The organism is Methylobacterium guangdongense (assembly GCF_038442355.1).
Classification (GTDB): Bacteria; Pseudomonadota; Alphaproteobacteria; order Rhizobiales; family Beijerinckiaceae; genus Methylobacterium; species Methylobacterium guangdongense.
Map to the genome: position 1 here is coordinate 24,853 of NZ_JBBXMX010000021.1, position 17,985 is coordinate 42,837.

The 17,985-nt window shown below is 72.8% G+C and carries 19 protein-coding genes and 1 tRNA gene; 10 read left to right on the plus strand and 10 right to left on the minus strand.

Translation table 11 applies throughout. From position 1 onward, the window contains the following. The first annotated feature begins 157 nt into the window (after positions 1-157). Complete coding sequence (locus AAHG09_RS26360; RefSeq protein ID WP_342110467.1) at positions 158-631, plus strand: endonuclease domain-containing protein; 474 nt, start codon at positions 158-160, stop codon at positions 629-631. Here the strand turns inward: AAHG09_RS26360 and AAHG09_RS26365 are convergent, their stop codons facing one another. Further along, entirely contained in the window at positions 632-1,615 is a 984-nt protein-coding gene (locus AAHG09_RS26365) for a GlxA family transcriptional regulator (RefSeq protein WP_342110468.1), read from the minus strand. 53 nt (positions 1,616-1,668) lie between these two features. Here AAHG09_RS26365 and AAHG09_RS26370 point away from each other — a divergent pair, with 53 nt between their 5' ends. The 3 genes from AAHG09_RS26370 to AAHG09_RS26380 all read left to right on the plus strand — a co-directional run bounded on the left by AAHG09_RS26370 (position 1,669) and on the right by AAHG09_RS26380 (position 3,870). After that, positions 1,669-2,409 carry a DJ-1/PfpI family protein gene (locus tag AAHG09_RS26370; RefSeq protein WP_342110469.1) on the plus strand — a complete coding sequence of 247 codons (741 nt, stop codon included), beginning with the start codon at positions 1,669-1,671 and terminating at the stop codon, positions 2,407-2,409. 47 nt (positions 2,410-2,456) lie between these two features. After that, positions 2,457-2,795 (plus strand): heat shock protein HspQ, encoded by a 339-nt coding sequence (gene hspQ, locus AAHG09_RS26375; protein WP_091716581.1) that lies wholly within the window; start codon positions 2,457-2,459, stop codon positions 2,793-2,795. 61 nt (positions 2,796-2,856) lie between these two features. Continuing rightward, entirely contained in the window at positions 2,857-3,870 is a 1,014-nt protein-coding gene (locus AAHG09_RS26380; RefSeq protein WP_342110470.1) for a DUF4424 domain-containing protein, read from the plus strand. A gap of 189 nt (positions 3,871-4,059) precedes the next feature. Here AAHG09_RS26380 and AAHG09_RS26385 read toward each other — a convergent pair whose 3' ends face one another. Beyond that, positions 4,060-4,824 carry an invasion associated locus B family protein gene (locus AAHG09_RS26385; protein WP_342110471.1) on the minus strand — a complete coding sequence of 255 codons (765 nt, stop codon included), beginning with the start codon at positions 4,822-4,824 and terminating at the stop codon, positions 4,060-4,062. 462 nt (positions 4,825-5,286) lie between these two features. Between AAHG09_RS26385 and AAHG09_RS26390 the strand changes: the two genes are divergently transcribed. Next, positions 5,287-6,537, plus strand: a complete 1,251-nt coding sequence (locus AAHG09_RS26390) for a class I adenylate-forming enzyme family protein (RefSeq protein WP_342110472.1) — start codon at positions 5,287-5,289, stop codon at positions 6,535-6,537. Between the two features lie 161 nt (positions 6,538-6,698). Next, entirely contained in the window at positions 6,699-7,043 is a 345-nt protein-coding gene (locus tag AAHG09_RS26395) for a hypothetical protein (RefSeq protein ID WP_342110473.1), read from the plus strand. 34 nt (positions 7,044-7,077) lie between these two features. Here the strand turns inward: AAHG09_RS26395 and AAHG09_RS26400 are convergent, their stop codons facing one another. Both AAHG09_RS26400 and AAHG09_RS26405 read right to left on the minus strand, forming a co-directional pair. Next, positions 7,078-8,292, minus strand: coding sequence for a UbiH/UbiF family hydroxylase (locus tag AAHG09_RS26400; RefSeq protein WP_342110474.1), 1,215 nt, complete (start codon positions 8,290-8,292; stop codon positions 7,078-7,080). Positions 8,293-8,423: 131 nt separating this feature from the next. Continuing rightward, positions 8,424-9,326, minus strand: coding sequence for an alpha/beta fold hydrolase (locus tag AAHG09_RS26405; RefSeq protein WP_342110475.1), 903 nt, complete (start codon positions 9,324-9,326; stop codon positions 8,424-8,426). 86 nt (positions 9,327-9,412) lie between these two features. On the opposite strand from AAHG09_RS26405, the gene recG reads away from it, so the two are divergent. Continuing rightward, positions 9,413-11,629 (plus strand): ATP-dependent DNA helicase RecG, encoded by a 2,217-nt coding sequence (recG, locus tag AAHG09_RS26410; protein WP_342110476.1) that lies wholly within the window; start codon positions 9,413-9,415, stop codon positions 11,627-11,629. A gap of 10 nt (positions 11,630-11,639) precedes the next feature. Here recG and AAHG09_RS26415 read toward each other — a convergent pair whose 3' ends face one another. After that, positions 11,640-11,783, minus strand: coding sequence for a hypothetical protein (locus AAHG09_RS26415; protein ID WP_342110477.1), 144 nt, complete (start codon positions 11,781-11,783; stop codon positions 11,640-11,642). Positions 11,784-11,903: 120 nt separating this feature from the next. Here AAHG09_RS26415 and AAHG09_RS26420 point away from each other — a divergent pair, with 120 nt between their 5' ends. Continuing rightward, a complete protein-coding gene (locus tag AAHG09_RS26420) occupies positions 11,904-12,227 on the plus strand; it encodes a hypothetical protein (protein WP_342110478.1) in 324 nt (107 codons plus the stop codon). A 192-nt stretch (positions 12,228-12,419) separates the two neighbouring features. Beyond that, positions 12,420-13,334 carry an NAD(P)-dependent oxidoreductase gene (locus AAHG09_RS26425; RefSeq protein ID WP_342110479.1) on the plus strand — a complete coding sequence of 305 codons (915 nt, stop codon included), beginning with the start codon at positions 12,420-12,422 and terminating at the stop codon, positions 13,332-13,334. A 128-nt stretch (positions 13,335-13,462) separates the two neighbouring features. Here the strand turns inward: AAHG09_RS26425 and AAHG09_RS26430 are convergent, their stop codons facing one another. From AAHG09_RS26430 to cobU, 5 genes are all read right to left on the minus strand, one after another. Then, positions 13,463-13,639: a hypothetical protein gene (locus tag AAHG09_RS26430; RefSeq protein WP_244003818.1), complete on the minus strand. Its 177-nt coding sequence runs from the start codon at positions 13,637-13,639 to the stop codon at positions 13,463-13,465. 101 nt (positions 13,640-13,740) lie between these two features. After that, a complete protein-coding gene (locus tag AAHG09_RS26435) occupies positions 13,741-15,087 on the minus strand; it encodes an MFS transporter (protein WP_342110480.1) in 1,347 nt (448 codons plus the stop codon). A gap of 91 nt (positions 15,088-15,178) precedes the next feature. Continuing rightward, complete coding sequence (locus AAHG09_RS26440) at positions 15,179-16,621, minus strand: cobyric acid synthase (RefSeq protein WP_342110481.1); 1,443 nt, start codon at positions 16,619-16,621, stop codon at positions 15,179-15,181. 23 nt (positions 16,622-16,644) lie between these two features. Continuing rightward, positions 16,645-17,247, minus strand: a complete 603-nt coding sequence (cobO, locus tag AAHG09_RS26445) for a cob(I)yrinic acid a,c-diamide adenosyltransferase (RefSeq protein WP_342110482.1) — start codon at positions 17,245-17,247, stop codon at positions 16,645-16,647. Further along, the gene (gene cobU / locus AAHG09_RS26450) at positions 17,244-17,750 is read right to left on the minus strand and encodes a bifunctional adenosylcobinamide kinase/adenosylcobinamide-phosphate guanylyltransferase (protein WP_342110483.1); all 507 of its coding nucleotides are present in this window, start codon (positions 17,748-17,750) and stop codon (positions 17,244-17,246) included. The genes cobO and cobU overlap by 4 nt, the downstream gene beginning before the upstream one ends. 127 nt (positions 17,751-17,877) lie before the next feature. On the opposite strand from cobU, the gene AAHG09_RS26455 reads away from it, so the two are divergent. Next, a tRNA-Glu gene (locus AAHG09_RS26455) sits at positions 17,878-17,953 on the plus strand. The last annotated feature ends 32 nt before the right edge of the window (positions 17,954-17,985 follow it).

Below are 17,985 nucleotides of genomic sequence, written 5' to 3' on the forward strand. Positions count from 1 at the left end.
TGAAACGTGGGTCCCCTCTCCCGTGCGGGAGAGGGACAGGGTGAGGGATCAGGTCTGTCCGGATGAGGTGTAACCTGACAGCGCGTCGATGGCGTGCCCTATTCTGAGCGTTCTCGTCCCTCACCCCAACCCTCTCCCGCACGGGAGAGGGGGCGCGTTGCGCTCTGCCGCGAGCCTCGGTGTCCGAACCGACGCGGGCAGTTCGTCGGGCCAGGCCCGCGCAAGCGGGGACACCGTATCACCCCTGGATCCGCAACTGCGTTGCTGGAGCCAAGCGGTGACCCGATCAATTCCGCGCGCCCGCAGCCTACGGCGAAAGCAGACAAGCGCGGAGGCCAAGCTTTGGCGCCTGTTGCGCAACCGCGCGCTCAACGGCTGGAAATTCCGCCGCCAGCACCCGATCGACCGGTTCGTCGTCGACTTCGCCTGCACCGAGGCCAAACTCATCGTCGAAGTCGACGGGGCGACGCATTCCACGGCTGCCGAGATCGCCGGGGATGCCGAGCGGACCCGAATCATCGAAGCCTGTGGCTTCACCCTGCTGCGCATCACGAATGCGGCCATCCATGAGAATCGCGACGGCGTACGCGAAACGATCCTGGCGGCCCTCGAACGCCGCGAGACCGTGTGATCACCCCCCGAACCGCGCCCGATAATCCTGCGGCGTCGCCGCGACATGCCGCAGGAAGCTCCGCCGCATCGTCTCCTCGGAGCCGAAGCCGCAGACCTGAGCGATGCGCTTGACCGGCTGCGCGGTCTCGGCCAGCGCCCGCCGGGCCGCCTCGACCCGCAGGCGCTCCACGGCCTTGGCCGGGGTGAGGCCAGTCGCCTCGCAATAGCGCCGGCTGAGGCTGCGCTCGCTCATCCCCGCCGCGGCGGCGAGGGCCGGCAGCGAGAGATCCCCCGACAGGTTCTCGGCGATGTGGGCGTGCAGCCGCCCGAACCGCTCCTCCCCCGCCTGGAGCGCCAGCGCCGCGCTGAACTGTGCCTGCCCGCCGGGGCGCTTCAGGAACATCACGAGGTGGCGCGCCACCGCGAGCGCGAGCGGCCGGCCCAGATCCGCCTCGACCAGCGCGAGCGCCAGATCGATCCCCGCCGTGACCCCCGCCGAGGACCAGACCGGGCCGTCGCGCACGAAGATTGGATCCGGCTCGACCCGGACGCGGGGATAGCGCGCCGCCAGCGCCGCGCAATGCGTCCAGTGGGTCACGGCCCGCCGCCCGTCGAGCAGCCCGGTCGCGCCCAGCAGGAACGCCCCGGTGCAGACCGAGGCGACCCGGCGCGCCCGTCCGGCCCGGGCCCGCACCCAGGCGACGAGGGCAGGGTCGTCGCAGGCCGCCAGGACGCCGGGGCCGCCCGCGATCACCAGCGTGTCCACCGGCGTGTCGTCGCCCGGCAGCGGCTCGGCCACCAGCCGCAGGCCCGCCGAGGCGGTGAGCACCGGCTCGCCCGCCGCGATCACCCGCGGCGCGTAGGGTTGGCCGAGCCCACCCCGCTCGTTGGCGGTGGCGAAGACCTGGAGCGGCCCCGCCACGTCGAGGAGCTGCACCGAGGGGAAGGCCAGCACCTCCACGGGCCGCGGGGCATCTGGCGGAAAACGAGGGCTCTTTGTCATTCGCGCCAGAGCGTGCCGCGGTAGGGTCGCCCTGTCCACCCCGGAGGCCTGCGATGATCCCGCCCGACAGACACCTGCAGATCGGCTCGCTCCTGTTCGAGGGGCTCGACCAGATCGACCTCACCGGCCCGTTCGAGATCCTGGCCCGGATCCCGAACAGCACCTACCGGATCTACGCCGCCGCCCCCGATCCGGTGCGCGACGTGCGCGGCCTGCGGATCCTGCCGGACGCGACCCTGGACGCCGCGCCCCGGCTCGACGTGCTCCACGTGCCGGGCGGCCAGGGCCAGGAGGCGCTGATGCGCGATCCGGCCGTGCTCGGCTGGATCCGGCAGCAGGCGGCGGGCGCAACCCATGTGCTGTCGGTCTGTACCGGCGCCCTCCTCCTCGGCGCGGCCGGCCTCCTGGTGGGGCGCCGGGCCACCACCTACTGGAACGCGGTCCACCTCCTGCCCGCCTTCGGGGCCGAGCCGGTGGATGCCCGGGTGGTGATCGACCGCGATGCACAGGACCGCACCTGGGTGTTCGCGGCCGGCGTCACCGCGGGGATCGACGGCGCCTTGCAGCTGGCTGCCGAGCTGCGGGGCACGGAGACCGCGCAAGCGATCCAGCTCGGGATGCAGTACGCCCCCGAGCCGCCCTTCGACAGCGGCAGCCCCCGCACCGCCCCGCCCGCCATCGTCGCGGCGGCCCGGGCGCGCACCGCCGACCTCACCGCCCGGCGCGAGGCCACGGCGCGGGCGATCGCCGCCGAACTCGGCATCCGGATCCCGGAACCCGCGCCCGCCCGGTGACAGGCCCCGTCATCGGTCCTATCTGTCCCCTCTGGACGGACTGAACCATGACGGACGTAACCCTGAGAACCGCGAAATTCGCGATCGGCGCCGTGGTGCGCCACCGGATCTACCCCTTCCGGGGCGTCGTGTTCGACGTCGACCCGGTCTTCGACAACACCGAGGAATGGTGGCTGTCGATCCCCGAGGAGGTCCGGCCGCGCAAGGACCAGCCGTTCTACCACCTGCTGGCCGAGAACGCCGAGACCGAATACGTCGCCTACGTGTCGGAGCAGAACCTCGTGCCCGACACGTCGGGGGAGGCCCTGCGTCACGCCGGGATCGCCGAGATGTTCGTGCGCGACGATGCCGGCGCCTACCGGATGCGCGCCCGGGCCACGAACTGAGCGGGCGCGGGCTTCCGTAAGCTCCCGGCAAGGCCGGAGCGGTAGCCTCGCGCGACGGCGGGTGCCGTTGCACGAACCCGCCGCCATGGTCGCCCGCTCCCGAAAAGCCGCCCTGCTCCTCGCCGCCGGCCTGCTCGGCACCCCGGCCCGGGCCAACGACAGCGCCGCCGAGCTCGATGCCGGTGGCCTCGTCCTCCGGCGTGAGCCCGGCATCGCGCTGGCACGTGAGGATCTGTCGATCAGCCGCGCGCGGATCGACGTGGCCTACGTGTTCCGTAATCAGACGGACGAGCCGCGCACGGTGCGGATCGCCTTCCCGCTGCCGCCGATCGACGGGCGCGAGCTCAGCTTCTCGGCCCTCAAGCTGCCGCAGCCCGAGCAGGCGAATTTCGTCGGCTTCACCGTCACGGTGGACGGGCGCCCGGTCGAGCCGGCGCTGGAGGAGCGCGCCTTCGTGGGCGAACGCGAGGTGACCGACCTGCTGCGCCGCCACGGCCTGCCCCTCAACCCGCTGCGCGTCTCCGAGCTGGAGGCCGCCCGGAAGCGGATCGACGCGGCCACCTGGGCGGAGCTGGTCAAGGCCGGCCTGTTCCCCGACGCCGAGGGGATGACCGAGGGCCTGTGGCGCAGCGAGGCGAAGTTCTTCTGGTCGCAGACCTTTCCGCCCGGACAGGATGTCCGGATCGGCCACAGCTACGCCCCGGTGAGCGGGTTCCACCTGCTCGATCCTAAGGAAGCGTCCCGCGACAGCTACCGGGCGACCTACTGCCTGGACGATGCGGGGCTCGCGGCGGTCCGGCGCCTGCACGCCCAGGCGCCCAGCGAGAGCGGCCATCTACGGGCCTTCGTGGTGCCCTACATCGTGACCACGGCACGCAACTGGGCGGCGCCGATCGGGCGCTTCACCCTGACGGTCGACAAGGGGAATCCCGAGGCGGTGGTGAGCTTCTGCCGCGCGGGCATCCGGAAGACCGGGCCGACCACGTTCCGCTGGGAGGCCCGGGACTATGTGCCGGACCAGGACCTGCGCGTGCTGTTCGTCCTGCCCGGGCCGGGCCCGACGGGGATCCGGTAGGGCAGCCGCCGTTCGGGACACGGCGCAGTCCAGGCCCATCACGCGCCCTCCCTCCCCCGCAGAGGGGGGAGGGAGGGCGCGGATCCGGCGCTCGATGCCGATGACGGTCTAGAGATATCGAAACCCGCACACGCGAAGGGCCGGACCTCGCGGCCCGGCCCCCCGGAAAATCCCGACCCTGCGGCCGGCTTACTTCGCGGCCGGAGCGGCGCCGGCGGCGGGTGCCGCACCCTGCTGCTGCTCGAGCTTCTTGCGCATGTCCTCGGAGCGCTTCTCCAGCTCCGCCTGGAGCTTCTTCTGCTGCTCCTCCAGCACCTTCGGGTCGATCGCCGGGCCGTCGAAGGCCTTGCCGAAGCCGGTCAGCGGCACCGCGAAGGTGACCTCGCGCTGGGTCTGGTTCTGGACCGAGACGTTCAGCGTCGTGCCCTTCTTCATCGCCGCGACGACGCCGGCATCGACGCCCCCGGCCTCGGCGAAGCAGCCGTTCGGGAAGCAGACCGCGAAGCGGCCGGGCGTCGCGGCCTGGCCATCGACGTTGAAGCGGATGCCCGGCTGCAGCAGCAGGCCGAGCGGCAGCAGGTAGCGCACCACGCGCACCTCCTGCTTCTGGGCGGGGTTCTTCATCTCGTAGACCGCCACCGCCAGCACCGGCTGGCCCTGGTCGGACACGAAGTCGCGGGTCGTGTAGCAGATGTCGGTGCCCGAACCCTGGTCCTTGCCGCAGACCTTGGTCCAGTCGGCCTGGCTCGGCTCGGACTTCACCGTCACGATCTGCGGGCCGGTCTGGGCCGCTGTGTTGGCGGCGGGGGTGCCCGGAGCGGTCGGCGCCGGCGCGGTCGGAGCCGGGGCTGCGGGCTTCTTCGGCTGCGCCAGGGCCGGGGCGGCCGCGAGGCCGAAGCCCACGAGACCGAGGAGGGCGGCGCGCGCGAACGTCGCGGGGCGGGTGAAGGACATCGGCTCTGACCCCTTGGAAGCGATACGGTGTGACGGGTTGATGCGGAGTCGGCCTGGCGGCCGGTCCGCCGGACCGTCCGGACGCGCGCCGCAACGGCGTGCCCCCCGGAACTCCGGATGAATCGGTCCGGCCCTCGGAGGGGACGGGCGCCTGACTGCGCGCATCTCCCGCCCCGTTGGCCGGGCGGCCTGCCTTTCCCCTGGAATGAGGCGAAGGCATGACACCGCGGCTTGACACCGCGACCTGACGGGCAGGTGATCACCCTCCGGGCCGCGGCCGGCCTCCGATAGGCCGGCGTTCGCTTGGCCGCAAGCGGGCCGTCGCACGAGCCCGTGAGCGGGGCGCGGGATCGGCCCGGCGCATTCCGCCGGGGCCGGTCGTCACCCGGCGGTCTTAGCGGTCGGTTAACCGTAATCGGCCGACCATGCCGGCGATTCTTCAGTATCGGTTTGGGGGGCGGGTTGAGCGCGTTCGCGGTGGCCGACAGGGCGGTCGAGGCCGCACCGGACGCGTCCGCGCGGTCCGGCGGCGGCCTATCCGGCTGCCTGTTCGCGGCTGCGCGCACCGCGCCGCAGCGCACGGCCCTGCGTGATTCGGGTGACCGGGCCGCGTGGTGCGGGCGCCCGGCGATCACCTGGACCTACGCGGCCGCCGCCGAGATCGTCGGCCGGCTCGCCCGGGGGATCGGCGCGTGGCGGCTCCCGGCCGGCAGCCGGATCGGCCTGTGGTTCTCCGGCGGCGCCGAGGCGGCCCTGGCCCACCTCGCCGTGGAGGCGGCCGGGCACCTGCCCTGCGCGATGCCGGCCGCCTGGGATCCCGACCAGCTCGCCGCCGGGATCGAGGCCGCCAACCTCCTGGGTGTGCTCACCGAAGGCCGGCGCGGGGCGCGCCGACCGGCGGAGGAACTCACCCGCGCGGCCATGCGTCAGTTCAACCTGCGCTATCTCGCCGCTTTCGGCCCCGGCGTGCCGGACGGGGTGATCAGCCTCGACGCGATGGCGCTGGAACGCGGCGTGGCCGAGCCGGTCGCGAGCCTCGGCCTCGTGACTTTCGAAGGCAGCGACCCCGAGCGGCCGGTCTACCGGAGCGCGGCGGCGCTCGCCGCTGCCATCGCGGCCCATGGCGACGCCCTGCCGCTCACCGCGGACGAGCGGATCCTGACGCTGCTGCCCGCCCACGACCTGCGCGGGCTCGTGACCGGCCTCGGCGCGGCGCTCGCGGCCGGTGCCGGCCTGGAGACGGTGATCCCCTTCGAGGAGGCCGGCTTCCGGACGGCCCTGCTGCGACCCGTGCCGACCCGGCTGGTCGTCCCCGCCCTGATCGAGCCGGCGCTCGCCGCCCTGCCGCTGCCCTGGACCGTGCGGGCCCTCAACGTGGTGCATCGGGCCCCCGCGACCCTGACCCACCGCGCTGCGGCAGATGGTGACAAGCCGCGCCTCGATTCGCTGGTCCTCGGGGAGACGGCGGTCATCACGCGTCCCGGCCTGTCCGACCTCGCCGCGACCCTGGCCCATCCGGACCGCGCGCCCCTGCCGCCGGCCCTCCTGGCCCTCGCGCAGGGACGCGATGGCGGCCTCGCCTGCCGCGGGCCGGCCTGCGCGTCGGCCCCCCTGCCCCGCGGTGCGACGCCGGAGACGGATTCCTGGGCGTGGCGCGATTCGGGGTACCGGCCACTTCAGTCCGGCGCCGCGATCGGCGTCGCAGCCGTCTGAACGGCAGCCTCGCGGCGGTTCATCCGGCGCTCAGGTGCTGCGGCTAATCTCGCATCTGCACACGGACCAACGGATCCGATCGGCCCCCTCGCGGGTTCTGCAACGGATTGTGGTCATGGCTACCTTTTCAAGCCGTGCCGGATGGAGTACCGCTCAAGCTCATGGGTGCGCTGCAACAAGTGCTCGTGGTCGATGACGGCGTCCGCGCCGTGGACCGGTCCCTCTCGGGCGAGCTCGCCAGTCTCGGCTACGCAAGCGTGACCGCCTCCATGGAGGCGGCGGACGACGTGTTGGCCGTGATCGCGCGGCCGGCGGCCGTGCTGCTGCAGGCCCCGACCCGCCGGGACCCCGCCTATGCCCGCCGCGCCGCAAAGCTTCGTTCGCAGCTGCGTGAGTGCGGCATCCCGGTGATCCTGATCGGCGATTCGGCCGAGCCCCGGGCCGGCGGCCCGGTCGACCTCGCCACCCGCCTCGGCGCCTACGTGGCGGCGCAGCCGGAATTCTGAACTGCTTCCGTATTGATTGGGGGGTAAGCCCCTTTCACCGCGCCCCACGCATCAGTTCCGGCGCGCCGAGCCGGGGCAGCACCCCCTCCCGCATCACCAGCCGCCGCAGCGGCCCGAGCTGGCCCATCACCAGCAGGCCGAGGCCGCGCAGGGCGTCCACCGGCAGCAGGTCGGTGAGCAGGCTGCGGTTGAGGAGATCGACCGCGGCGGTGCGCGCCGCCGTGTCCACGCGCCGGGCGCTGGCGTAGGCGTCGAGCACCGGACGGGAGCCGGGATCCCGCCCGTCCCGGGTGGCGCGCAGCACCCCGTCGCGCAGGGTCGCGGCGTCGCGCAGGCCGAGGTTCAGCCCCTGCGCGCCGATCGGCGGGAAGACGTGGGCCGCCTCCCCGATCAGCGCCAGCCGGCGCGCCACCGGCGTCGCCACCGCGAGCCCGCGCATCGGCACGAGGCCGCGCGGACCGTCGACCCGCATGGCGCCGAGCATCGCCCGGGCCTGCCGCTCCACCGCCTGCCCGAGGGCGGCGTCGTCGAGGGCCGCCAGCCGCCGGGCCGCGCCCTCCCCGGTCACCCAGACGAGGCTGGAGCGATGGCCCCCCGGCAGCGGCACCAGGGTGAAGGGCCCCGAGCGGGTGTGGAACTCGGTCGACACGTCCCGGTGCGGGCGCTCATGCGCCAGAATCGTGGTGATGGCGCTCTGCGGGTAGGTCCAGTCGCGCACGCGCAGGCCGCTCGCGGCCCGCAGCGGCGAGCGGCCCCCGTCGGCCCCCACCACCAGCCGGGCCTCGACCGCCCCGCCCGCCGCGAGGGTGATGCGGGCGGCCGATTCGCCCGCCACCGCGCCGGCGCAATCCGCCTCGACCAGGGTGAGGTTCGGCTGGGTCCGGGCGCGGGCGCGCAGGCTCTCGACGAGGCGCGCGCTCTCGACGTTCCAGCCGAAGGCGTCGAGGCCGATCTCGGCGGCCTGGAAGCGCACCGGCGGCGGCCGGAACAGGCTGCCGGTGTCGTCGATGATCTGCAGGGTGCAGAGCGGGCTCGCCTGCGGCGCCACCGCGTCCCAGGCGCCGAGCGCGTCCAGGAAGCGCACCGACCCGTCGAGCAGCGCCACGGTCCGCCCGTCCGCCACGGGGGCGTGGCGGCCGACGAGGGCCGTGGGAATCCCCTCGCGGGCGATGGCGAGCGCCGCCGCGAGGCCCGCGGCCCCGGCGCCGACCACGGCGACCTCGAATCGGTCCTCTCGCGTTTCGGACATGACTCCCCGTACGGCTTACCGACCCGCCGATCTCCACGGCGCAACGTGCGGCTTCTATCTGCGCCTTCCCGCGCTCCTGCCAAGGGCGCCGCCATCCGGCCCAGGCGGGCCACGGCGCCGCAGCCGCCCTGTCACCCCAGGAACGCCGCCAGCTCCGAAAAAACCTCGTCCGGCCGTTCCTCCTGAAGGGTGTGGCCGCACTCGAGCGCCCGCCCCGAAACATCGGTGGCCTTCTCGCGCCACGTCTCCAGCACGTCGTAGGTCTGGCCGACCGTGCCCTTCGCGCCCCAGAGCGCCAGAAGCGGCGCCGTGACGCGCGCCTGCGAATCGGCCGCGTCGTGCTCCAGGTCGATCCCGGCGGCGGCCCGGTAATCCTCGCAGATCGCGTGCCGGCAGGCGGGGTCCGCGTAGCAGCGCAGATACTCGGCGAACAGGTCCGGCGGCGTCGAGCCGGGGGTCTTGGATTGCCCCTCGACGTGGTGGCGCAGGAAGTATTCCGGGTCGGCCCCGATCAGCGTCTCCGGCAGCGGATGGGGCTGGATGAAGAAGAACCACCAGAAATAGCGGGTGGCGAAGGCCTTATCGGTGCGCGCGTACATGGTCGCGGTCGGTGCGATGTCGAACAGGGCGATCCGCTCCACGGCCTGCGCGTGATCCAGGGCGAGGCGGTGGGCGACGCGCCCGCCGCGGTCGTGGCCGACCACCGCGAATCGGTCATGGCCGAGCGCCCGCATCACCGCCACGGCGTCGGCCGCCATGGCGCGCTTGGCGTAGTTGGCATGGCGCTCGCCGCCCGGGGGCTTCGAGGAATCGCCGTAGCCGCGCAGGTCCATGGCCACCACGGTGCGGGTCTCGGCGAGGCGCGGGGCGACGTGCAGCCACGTCGACAGGGTCTGCGGGTGGCCGTGCAGCAGCAGCACCGGCGGCCCGGAGCTCGCCGGCCGGGCGCGGCCCGCCGCGCGCGCGTGGATCGTCACCCCGGGGGCGGTCTCGATCCGGTGCCGGTCGAAGCCCGGCAGGAAGTCGCTGGCCATGGATATCGGTCCCCATCCTGACGCACTGGCGCGCCGGGATGCACCGGATGATAAGGCGCCTCCGGCACCATGTCCGCCGAACCGCCATGACAGATGCACGCGCGACTCAGGACCTGTCCGTGAGAGACCCCGACGCCGCCGAGGCGCCGGAGGAGGCGGCCGCGCGCGCCGAGGCGCCCTCGCTCCGCCCGAGCCTCCTCGATCCGCTGTTCGCCCCGGCCCAGTCGCTGCCGGGCATCGGCCCGAAGATGGCGCCGATGATCGAGAAGCTGCTCGGCACCCCCGAGCGCGAGGCCCGGGTGGTGGACCTGCTGTTCCACCTGCCCCAGGGTGGCGTCGCGCGAAAGCTCATGGGTTCGGTCGGCGAGGCGCCGACCGGCGAGCCGGTCACCCTCGGCGTCACCGTGGTGGAGCACCGCCCGGCCCAGATCGGGTCCGGCAAGCGCCCGCACCGGGTGGTGGTGGAGGATGCCTCCGGCCACGACATCACGCTCGTGTTCTTCGGCATGCCCCGCCCCCGGGTGGAGAAGATGCTGCCGCTCGGCGCGCATCGCTACATCACCGGCCGGATCGACCTCTGGGACGGCACCCGCCAGATGGTCCACCCGTCGCGGATCGTGGACGAGGCGGGTTTGGCCGAATTGCCCGCCGTCGAGCCGGTCTACGGCGCCACCGAGGGGCTGACATCCCGGGCGATCAACAAGCTCGCGGTGGCGGCCCTCGACCGGCTGCCCACCCTGCCGGAATGGCAGGATGCGGCGTGGCTGGAGAAGAACCGCCTTCCGCCCTTCGCGGACGCGCTCCGCCTGGAGCATCGCCCCGAGGAGGCGCCGCCGAAGGCCGAGGACCCGCTCCAGCCGCCCCCCGCGACGCCGTCCCGGAAGCGGCTCGCCTACGACGAGCTCCTCGCCTCGCAATTGGCGCTGGCCCTTCTGCGCGCCCGCCAGCGGCGCAAGGCCGGGCGGGTCAATGCCGGGGACGGCACCTTGAGCGCCCGGATCGAGGCCGCCCTCCCCTTCGCGCTGACCGGCGCGCAGGCCCGGGCGGTGGCGGAGATCCGCGCCGACCTCGCCGCGCCGCGCCGGATGCTGCGCCTGCTCCAGGGCGATGTCGGCTCGGGCAAGACCGCGGTGGCGTTGCTCGCCACGGCGTCGGCGGTCGAGGCCGGGCGTCAGGCGGCGCTGATGGCCCCCACCGAGATCCTGGCCCGGCAGCATTTCGAGCGGCTGAAGCCGCTCGTCGGGGCTTTACGCCTGCGCCTGATGACCGGCCGGGACCGGGCCGCGGAGCGCAAGAGCACGCTCGCCGACCTCGCGGCGGGCGAGATCGACATCCTGGTCGGCACCCACGCCCTGTTCCAGGAGGCGGTGACCTTCCGCGACCTCGGCCTCGCCGTGGTGGACGAGCAGCACCGGTTCGGCGTGCACCAGCGCCTCGCGCTGGGCGCCAAGGGCGAGGCGGTCGACTTCCTGGTCATGACCGCGACGCCGATCCCCCGCACCCTGGCGCTGACCTTCTTCGGCGACATGGACGTGTCGATCCTCGACGAGAAGCCCGCCGGCCGGCAGCCGATCCGCACCATCACGCTGCCGACCGAGCGGATCGACGAGGTGGTGGCCGGGCTGGCGCGGGCGATCGCCGGGGGCGAGCGGGTCTACTGGATCTGCCCGCTGGTCGAGGAATCCGAGTTCATCGACCTCGCGGCCGCCGCCGAGCGGTTCGACGACCTGAAGCAGCACTTTGGCGACGCGGTCGGGCTGATCCACGGCAAGATGCCCGGCCCCGAGAAGGATGCCGCCATGGCGCGGTTCGCCGCCGGGGAGACCAAGCTGCTGGTCTCGACCACGGTGGTGGAGGTCGGTGTCGACGTGCCCGAGGCCACCATCATGGTGATCGAGCACGCGGAGCGGTTCGGGCTGGCGCAGCTGCACCAGCTCCGCGGCCGGGTCGGGCGCGGCTCCAAGGCTTCGTCCTGCCTGTTGCTCTATCGGGGGCCCCTCGGGCAGGTGTCGCGGGCGCGGCTCGAGATGATGCGGTCGAGCGAGGACGGGTTTCGCATCGCCGAGGCCGACCTGAAGCTGCGCGGCGAGGGCGAGGTGCTGGGCACGCGGCAATCTGGCCTCGCGGCGTTCCGGCTCGCACGGTTGGAGAGCGACGGCGCCCTGCTGGAGGCGGCCCGGGACGATGCCCGCATGATCGTCGAGCGCGATCCCGGCCTGAAGAGCCCCCGGGGGCAGGCCTTGCGGGTGCTGCTCTACCTGTTCGAGCGCGAGGCGGCGATCCGGCTGATCGGCGCCGGATGAACGAATCCGTTCAGGAAAGCCGCGCGTTCAGGAACGGATCGGTGCCGGAGGTGCAGATCCGCACGTCGATGCGGCAATGCCACAGCCGTTCCGGAAGATCTTTGCAGATCAGAGGTTTAGCTGCATAGGCTGGAAGCGTGGCCGGGCCGGCCATGGCATCCGGGCAGCCGCGGACAAGGGCTGTGACCTTGCATCAGCCACAATCGTCCCTTAACTGTAGATGAACGAATGGCCCGGTAAGCCGGGACATCACGGACGAATCTGGAGGACGAACATGTCGAACGGACTGTTCCAAAACCTGCCGGGCTCCAACGAGATGGCCGGTCTCTATGCCCTGCCGACGGAGCCGTGGCTGCTGCCGATCTCGGATCGCGCCGTCGAGGCCGCGGGCAAGTCGGCCGAGGAGCTTCAAGCCGCCGTGCGGCGGGCCGCGCGCCCGTTCTGGATGGCTGCCAACGGACTCTGCATCGCCCTGGGCCTCGCCCTGGTCATGCAGTGCGCCACCGGTTGGATGCCGACCGCGCCGCGCAGCGCCGTGACGGTGGCGCAGGCGACCCCGCCGACCATCGCGCCGCAGACGGCCTCGCTGCAGCGCTGAGCCGCTCCGACAGGACGGAATGAACGGGGCCGGTCCGCAGGGACCGGCCTTTTTCGTGCTTGGGTGCCGCGCGACGCCCATCGCGGCTCTGGTCCCCCAGGACTTCTGGTCCCCCGAGGACTTCTGGTCCCCCGAGGACTTGGCACGATCCGCGCTCCCGGCGCATCGTGACGGGGGAACGGGGAGAAGCCGATGCGCGCGGTGTTCGTGGATGCCAGCGAGACGCTGGCGGCGGTGGCGCGGCGCCTGCTGCGGCCGGACGACCCGCCCTTCGCCATTCACGAAGAGCCCGCCATCACCCCGCAGGACCTGCCCGGCCTCCTGGCGGGGGCCGAGATCGCGGTGATCGACCACACCGCCCTCCCCCTCGACGTGGCCCGGGCCTGCGCCGGGCTCAAGCACGTGGTGTTCCTGGGTACCGGCGCGCGCAGCTACATGGACCCGGAGGCGCTTGCGGCCGAACTCGGTATCACGGTTCACACCATCAAGGGCTATGGCGACACCGCGGTCGCGGAATGCGCCTTCGCGCTGATGTGGGCGGCGGCCCGGGGCCTGGCCGAGATGGACCGGGCCATGCGCGCCGGGTCCTGGCTGCGCAGAGAGGCGATGCAGCTCACCGGCAAGACCGTCGGCCTCGTCGGGTTCGGCGGGATCGCGGCCGAGATGGCGCGACTGTGCGGCGGCGTCGGCATGCGGGTGCTTGCGTGGAACCGCACCCCGAAGGCGCATCCTGGTGTCACCTTCGTTCCCCTGGAGCACCTGCTCGCCGAGAGCGACGTGGTCTCGCTCCATCTGCTGCTGACCGACGAGACCCGGGGCTTCCTGTCGGCCGCCCGCATCGCCGCGATGAAGCCCGGCGCCCTCCTGATCAACACCGCCCGGGGCGCGGTCATCGACGAGGACGCCCTGATCGAGGCCCTGCGCACGGGCCATGTCGCGCAGGCGAGTCTCGACGTGTTCACGGTCGAGCCCCTGCCGGCGGATCACCCGCTGGCCGATCTGCCGAACGTCACCCTCTCGGCGCATTCCGCATTCCGGACGCCCGAGGCCAGCGACAACCTGATCGGCGCCGCCCTCGACCATTGCCGGCGGATCGCCGCCGGCTGAGGGCGCTCCAGTCCTGGTTTCGAAAGGGCGTACCCTTTCACGGGTCCAGGGCAGAGCCCTGGTCGGGGCTCTGCCCCGACACCCCGCCAAAGGGCTTCAAGCCCTCTGGAAACCCGGAATTCAGGCGCTCAGTGCTCGGTGCCCGGCATGTTCGGCCGCGGCTCGCCGCCATGGTGGTGGATCACGTTGGAGCGCTCCGGGCTGCCCTTGGCGTCGGCGACCTGCTTCCGGGCCGCGGCGGCCAGGAACCAGATCCCGCCGAGCGTCCCGAAGGCGAGGATCATGAGCGGAAATCCCTGACTCATCGCGGTGCCCTCCTCGACGATGGCCCGCAGGCGTGCGGGTTTGCATCATCGTGCCGGCCTTGCCGGCGCGATGAATGATAACGCACGAACCCGCCGCGCGTTCAGATCGCACGCGCGCGTTCCGGGACGCCCCGCCGTTCCGCGTCCCGCCGCAGGGCGGTGAGCACCACGAACATCAGCCCGGCCCCCACCGCGAGGCAGATGGACAGGAACAGCATCGGCACGAGGTCGCTCCGGGTCTGATCACGGATGAACGGCACGGCGTTCTGCGCGATGAGGCCGCCGAGATTGCCCACCGAGTTGATCGCCGCGATCCCGGCCGCCGCCGTGGCGCCGCGCAGGAAGGTCCCGGGCATCGACCAGAAGACCGGCTGCGCCGAAAAGGTCCCGGCCGCCGCCACGCACAGGCAGGCGAACTTCACGGCGTTGCCCGGCAGGACGACGGAGAGCGCGAGGCCCGCCGCGCCGACCAGCGCCGGCCCGACCACGTGCCAGGTCAGCGCGTTGCCCTGCGCGCCGGTGCGGGCGGCGTGGCGGGGCACCCACCACAGGGCGACGGCCGTGGCCGTCCAGGGGATGATGTTGAGCAGGCCGTTGGTCAGGTTCGAGACGCCGAACCCCTTGACCACCGTGGGCAGCCAGTAGCCGAGGCCGTAGGCGGCGAGCGGCAGGAACACGTAGATGCCCGCCAGCATCAGCACGCGCCTGTCGAGGAGTGCCGCGAACGGGTTGCCGTGGTCGACATGGCCCCCGGCCTCGTTCTCGGCCTTGAGCGTCCGGCTGAGCCAGCCGCGCTGGGCCTGCGACAGCCAGGGCGCGGTCTCGGGGCCATCCGGCAGCACGGCCAGCACCACGAAGGCCATCAGGATCGCCGGCACGCCGGTGGCCAGGAACACCCATTGCCAGCCCGCCAGCCCCCAGATCCCGTCGAGGCCGAGCAGCGCCCCGCCGACCGCCGCACCGACCGCGTTGGCGATGGCGCTGGCGATCATGAACCAGCCGATCATCCGCGCCCGATGGGTCTGCGGGAACCAGAGCGTGAGGGCGAACAGCACGCCGGGGAAGAAGCCGGCCTCGGCGACCCCGAGCAGGAAGCGCAGCCCATAGAACATCGCGGCGTTCTGGGTGAAGCCGAGGAGCACCGTGACGAGGCCCCAGGTGATCATGATCCGCGCGAACCAGATCCGCGCCCCGACCCGCTCCAGAAAGACGTTGGCCGGCACCTCGAACAGGAAGTAGCCGAGGAAGAACAGCGAGGCCCCGAGCCCGTAGGCGGTCTCGCTCAGCCCCAGGCTGCCGACCATCTCCAGCTTGGCGTAGGAGACATTCTGCCGGTCGATATAGGCGATCAGGTAGAGCAGCCCGAGGAGCGGCATCAGCCGCAGGGTCACCGTGCGGACGGTGCTCGCGGCGAGATCCGCCCCGGGCGGGGCTTGCGTGGACGGCATCGGCGTTCCTCTGGGCGTTCCTCTGGGCGGTCGCGGCCCTTCGTGGCGAGGGCCGGCAAATACGCAGAGTAATCTCTGGCTCAAGGTCCGGCTACCGCGCAAGCGCGAGGAGGCGATCGCAATCGACATGGGCCGCGATGTGCCGCGCGAGCCCGTCCAGCGCCGCCTCGACCCCGGCCTCGTAGCCGGCCCCCGCCGAGGCCGTCCCGAGGCGCGCGAGCCACGCGGCCCGCTGGGCGTCGTCGGCGAACAGGCCGTGCACGTAGGTCCCGGCCACGTGCCCATCCGCCGAGACCGCCCCGTCGAGGCGCCCGTCGGCGAGGCGCAGGAGCGGCCGGGCCGCGTCGGGCCCCTCGGTGGCGCCGATATGCATCTCGTAGCCGGAGAACGGCACGCCGTCGGGCAGGCTCGTGCCGGTGACGGCGACGAGGCGCTTCTCCGGCGTCATCACGGTCTCGACGTCGAGGAGCCCGAGACCCGGCACCGTGCGGGGCGCCCCCTCGATCCCATGCGGGTCGGCGAGGCTTTGGCCCAGCATCTGGTAGCCGCCGCACAGGCCGAGCACCCGGCCGCCCCGGCGGACATGGGCGCGCAGGTCGATGTCCCAGCCCTCCTGGCGAAACGCCTCCAGGTCGTCGATCGTGGTCTTCGAGCCCGGCAGCAGCACGAGGGCGGCCTCGGCGGGGATCGGCGTGCCGGGCCGGACCAGCACCACCGACACGCCGGGCTCCGCCCGCAGGGGATCGAGGTCGTCGAAATTGGCGATCCGCGGCAGCACCGGCACCGCCACCGTAACGGCGCCTTGTCGGCGCGATTCCGAGCCCGCGAGCCCCAGCACGTCCTCGGCCGGCAGGCGCGCGGCGGCGGGGAAATGCGGCACGAGGCCCAGCGCCGCCCAGCCGGTCCGCTCGGCGATCAGCCGCATCCCGTCGGCGAACAGGCTCGGATCGCCCCGGAACCGGTTGACGATGAAGCCCACGATCATCGCGGCATCGTCGGGATCGATCACCGCCTTGGTGCCGACGAGGCTCGCGATCACTCCGCCCCGGTCGATGTCGCCGACGAGCACCACGGGCGTATCGGTGGTCCGGGCGAAGCCCATGTTGGCGATGTCGCCCGCGCGCAGGTTCACCTCCGAGGCCGAGCCCGCGCCCTCGACGAGGATCAGGTCGGCCTCGTCCCCGAGGCGTGAGAAACTGTCCAGGACGGCGTCCATCAGCCGGGGCTTCCAGGCCTGGTAGTCGCGGGCCTTCACGGTGGCGACCATCCGGCCCTGCACCACCACCTGGGAGCCGACCTCGCTCTGCGGCTTCAGCAGCACGGGGTTCATGTGGACGGAGGGCGCCACCCGGGCGGCCCGGGCCTGGAGCGCCTGCGCCCGGCCGATCTCGCCGCCATCCTGGGTGACGGCGGCGTTGTTCGACATGTTCTGCGGCTTGAACGGCCGGACCCTGAAGCCCCGCTGCGTGAAGGCGCGCGCCAGCCCCGCCACGAGCAGCGACTTGCCGACATCGGAGCCGGTGCCCTGGATCATCAGGGCCTTGGTCCGCGGCGGGCTCAGAACTCGATCCCTTCCTGCGCCTTCACGCCGGCGGCGAAGTGGTGCTTCACGCTGCCCATCTCGGTGACGCAATCGGCGGCCTCGATCAGGGCCGGCTTGGCGTTGCGGCCCGTGACCACGACGTGCAGATCCGGCCGGCGCCCCCGGAGCGCGGCCAGCACCGCGTCGAGGTCGAGGTAGTCGTAGCGCAGCGCGATGTTGAGCTCGTCGAGGACGAGGAGGCGGATCGTGGGATCGGCCATCAGGCCCGCGGCGACGTCCCAGGCGTGGCGGCAGGCGGCGATGTCCCGGGCCTTGTCCTGCGTCTCCCAGGTGAAGCCCTCGCCGAGGGTGTGCCAGACGACCCGTTCGCCGAAGGCCGCCACGGCATGGCGCTCGCCCGTGTCCCAGCCGCCCTTGATGAACTGCACCATGCCGACCCGCCAGCCCCGGCCGAGCGCCCGCAGCATCAGCCCGAGCGCGGCCGTGCTCTTCCCCTTGCCGGGGCCGGTATGGACCAGCAGCAGGCCCTTCTCGAGGGTCTTCTCCGCCACCTCGGCGTCCTGCACGGCCTTGCGCTTCTCCATCTTGGCGCGGTGGCGGGCTTCGTCCTCGTTCATGCGGGGGCTCCGGGTTTGACGATGAGGGGCAGCCCGGCGACGGTGAGCACGACCCGGTCGGCCTCGGCGGCGAGCCGCTGGTGCAGACGCCCGGCCGCGTCGCGGAAGCGGCGGGCGAGCGCGTTGTCGGGCACGATCCCGAGCCCGACCTCGTTGCCGACCAGCACCACCGGGCCGGGCGCGCCGGCGCAGGCTTCGAGGAGGCGCGCCGTCGCAGCGTCCAGATCGGCCTCGGCGAGGATCAGGTTGGTGAGCCAGAGGGTGAGGCAATCGACCAGGACGGGCCCCTCGGCCTCGGCCACGGCCTCCGGCAGGGCGAGCGGCACGTCGCGGGTGCGCCACGCCTCCGGCCGCCGTGCGCGATGCTGGGCGATGCGATCGACCATCTCGGCGTCGAAGGCCTGGGCGGTGGCGAGATAGAGCCAGGGCCCCGGGCAGGCCTCGATCAGCCCTTCGGCGTAGGCGCTCTTGCCGGAGCGCGCCCCGCCGAGAACGAAGGTCATGCGAGGAGGCGGTTGCGGCATGGCTCTCCATCGCCCCAAGCCGGCCCGCGGTCAAACCCGAGCGGTGTGGCGCTTCAGCGGTTGCCGGACGCCCCCGGTCCGACTATAGAACCCCGGCCTAGCCCAAGCGCCCTTCGTCTAGCGGTCCAGGACGTCGCCCTTTCACGGCGAAAACACGGGTTCGATTCCCGTAGGGCGCGCCAATAAAATCAAGCACTTAGCTTGGTTTTTCGAG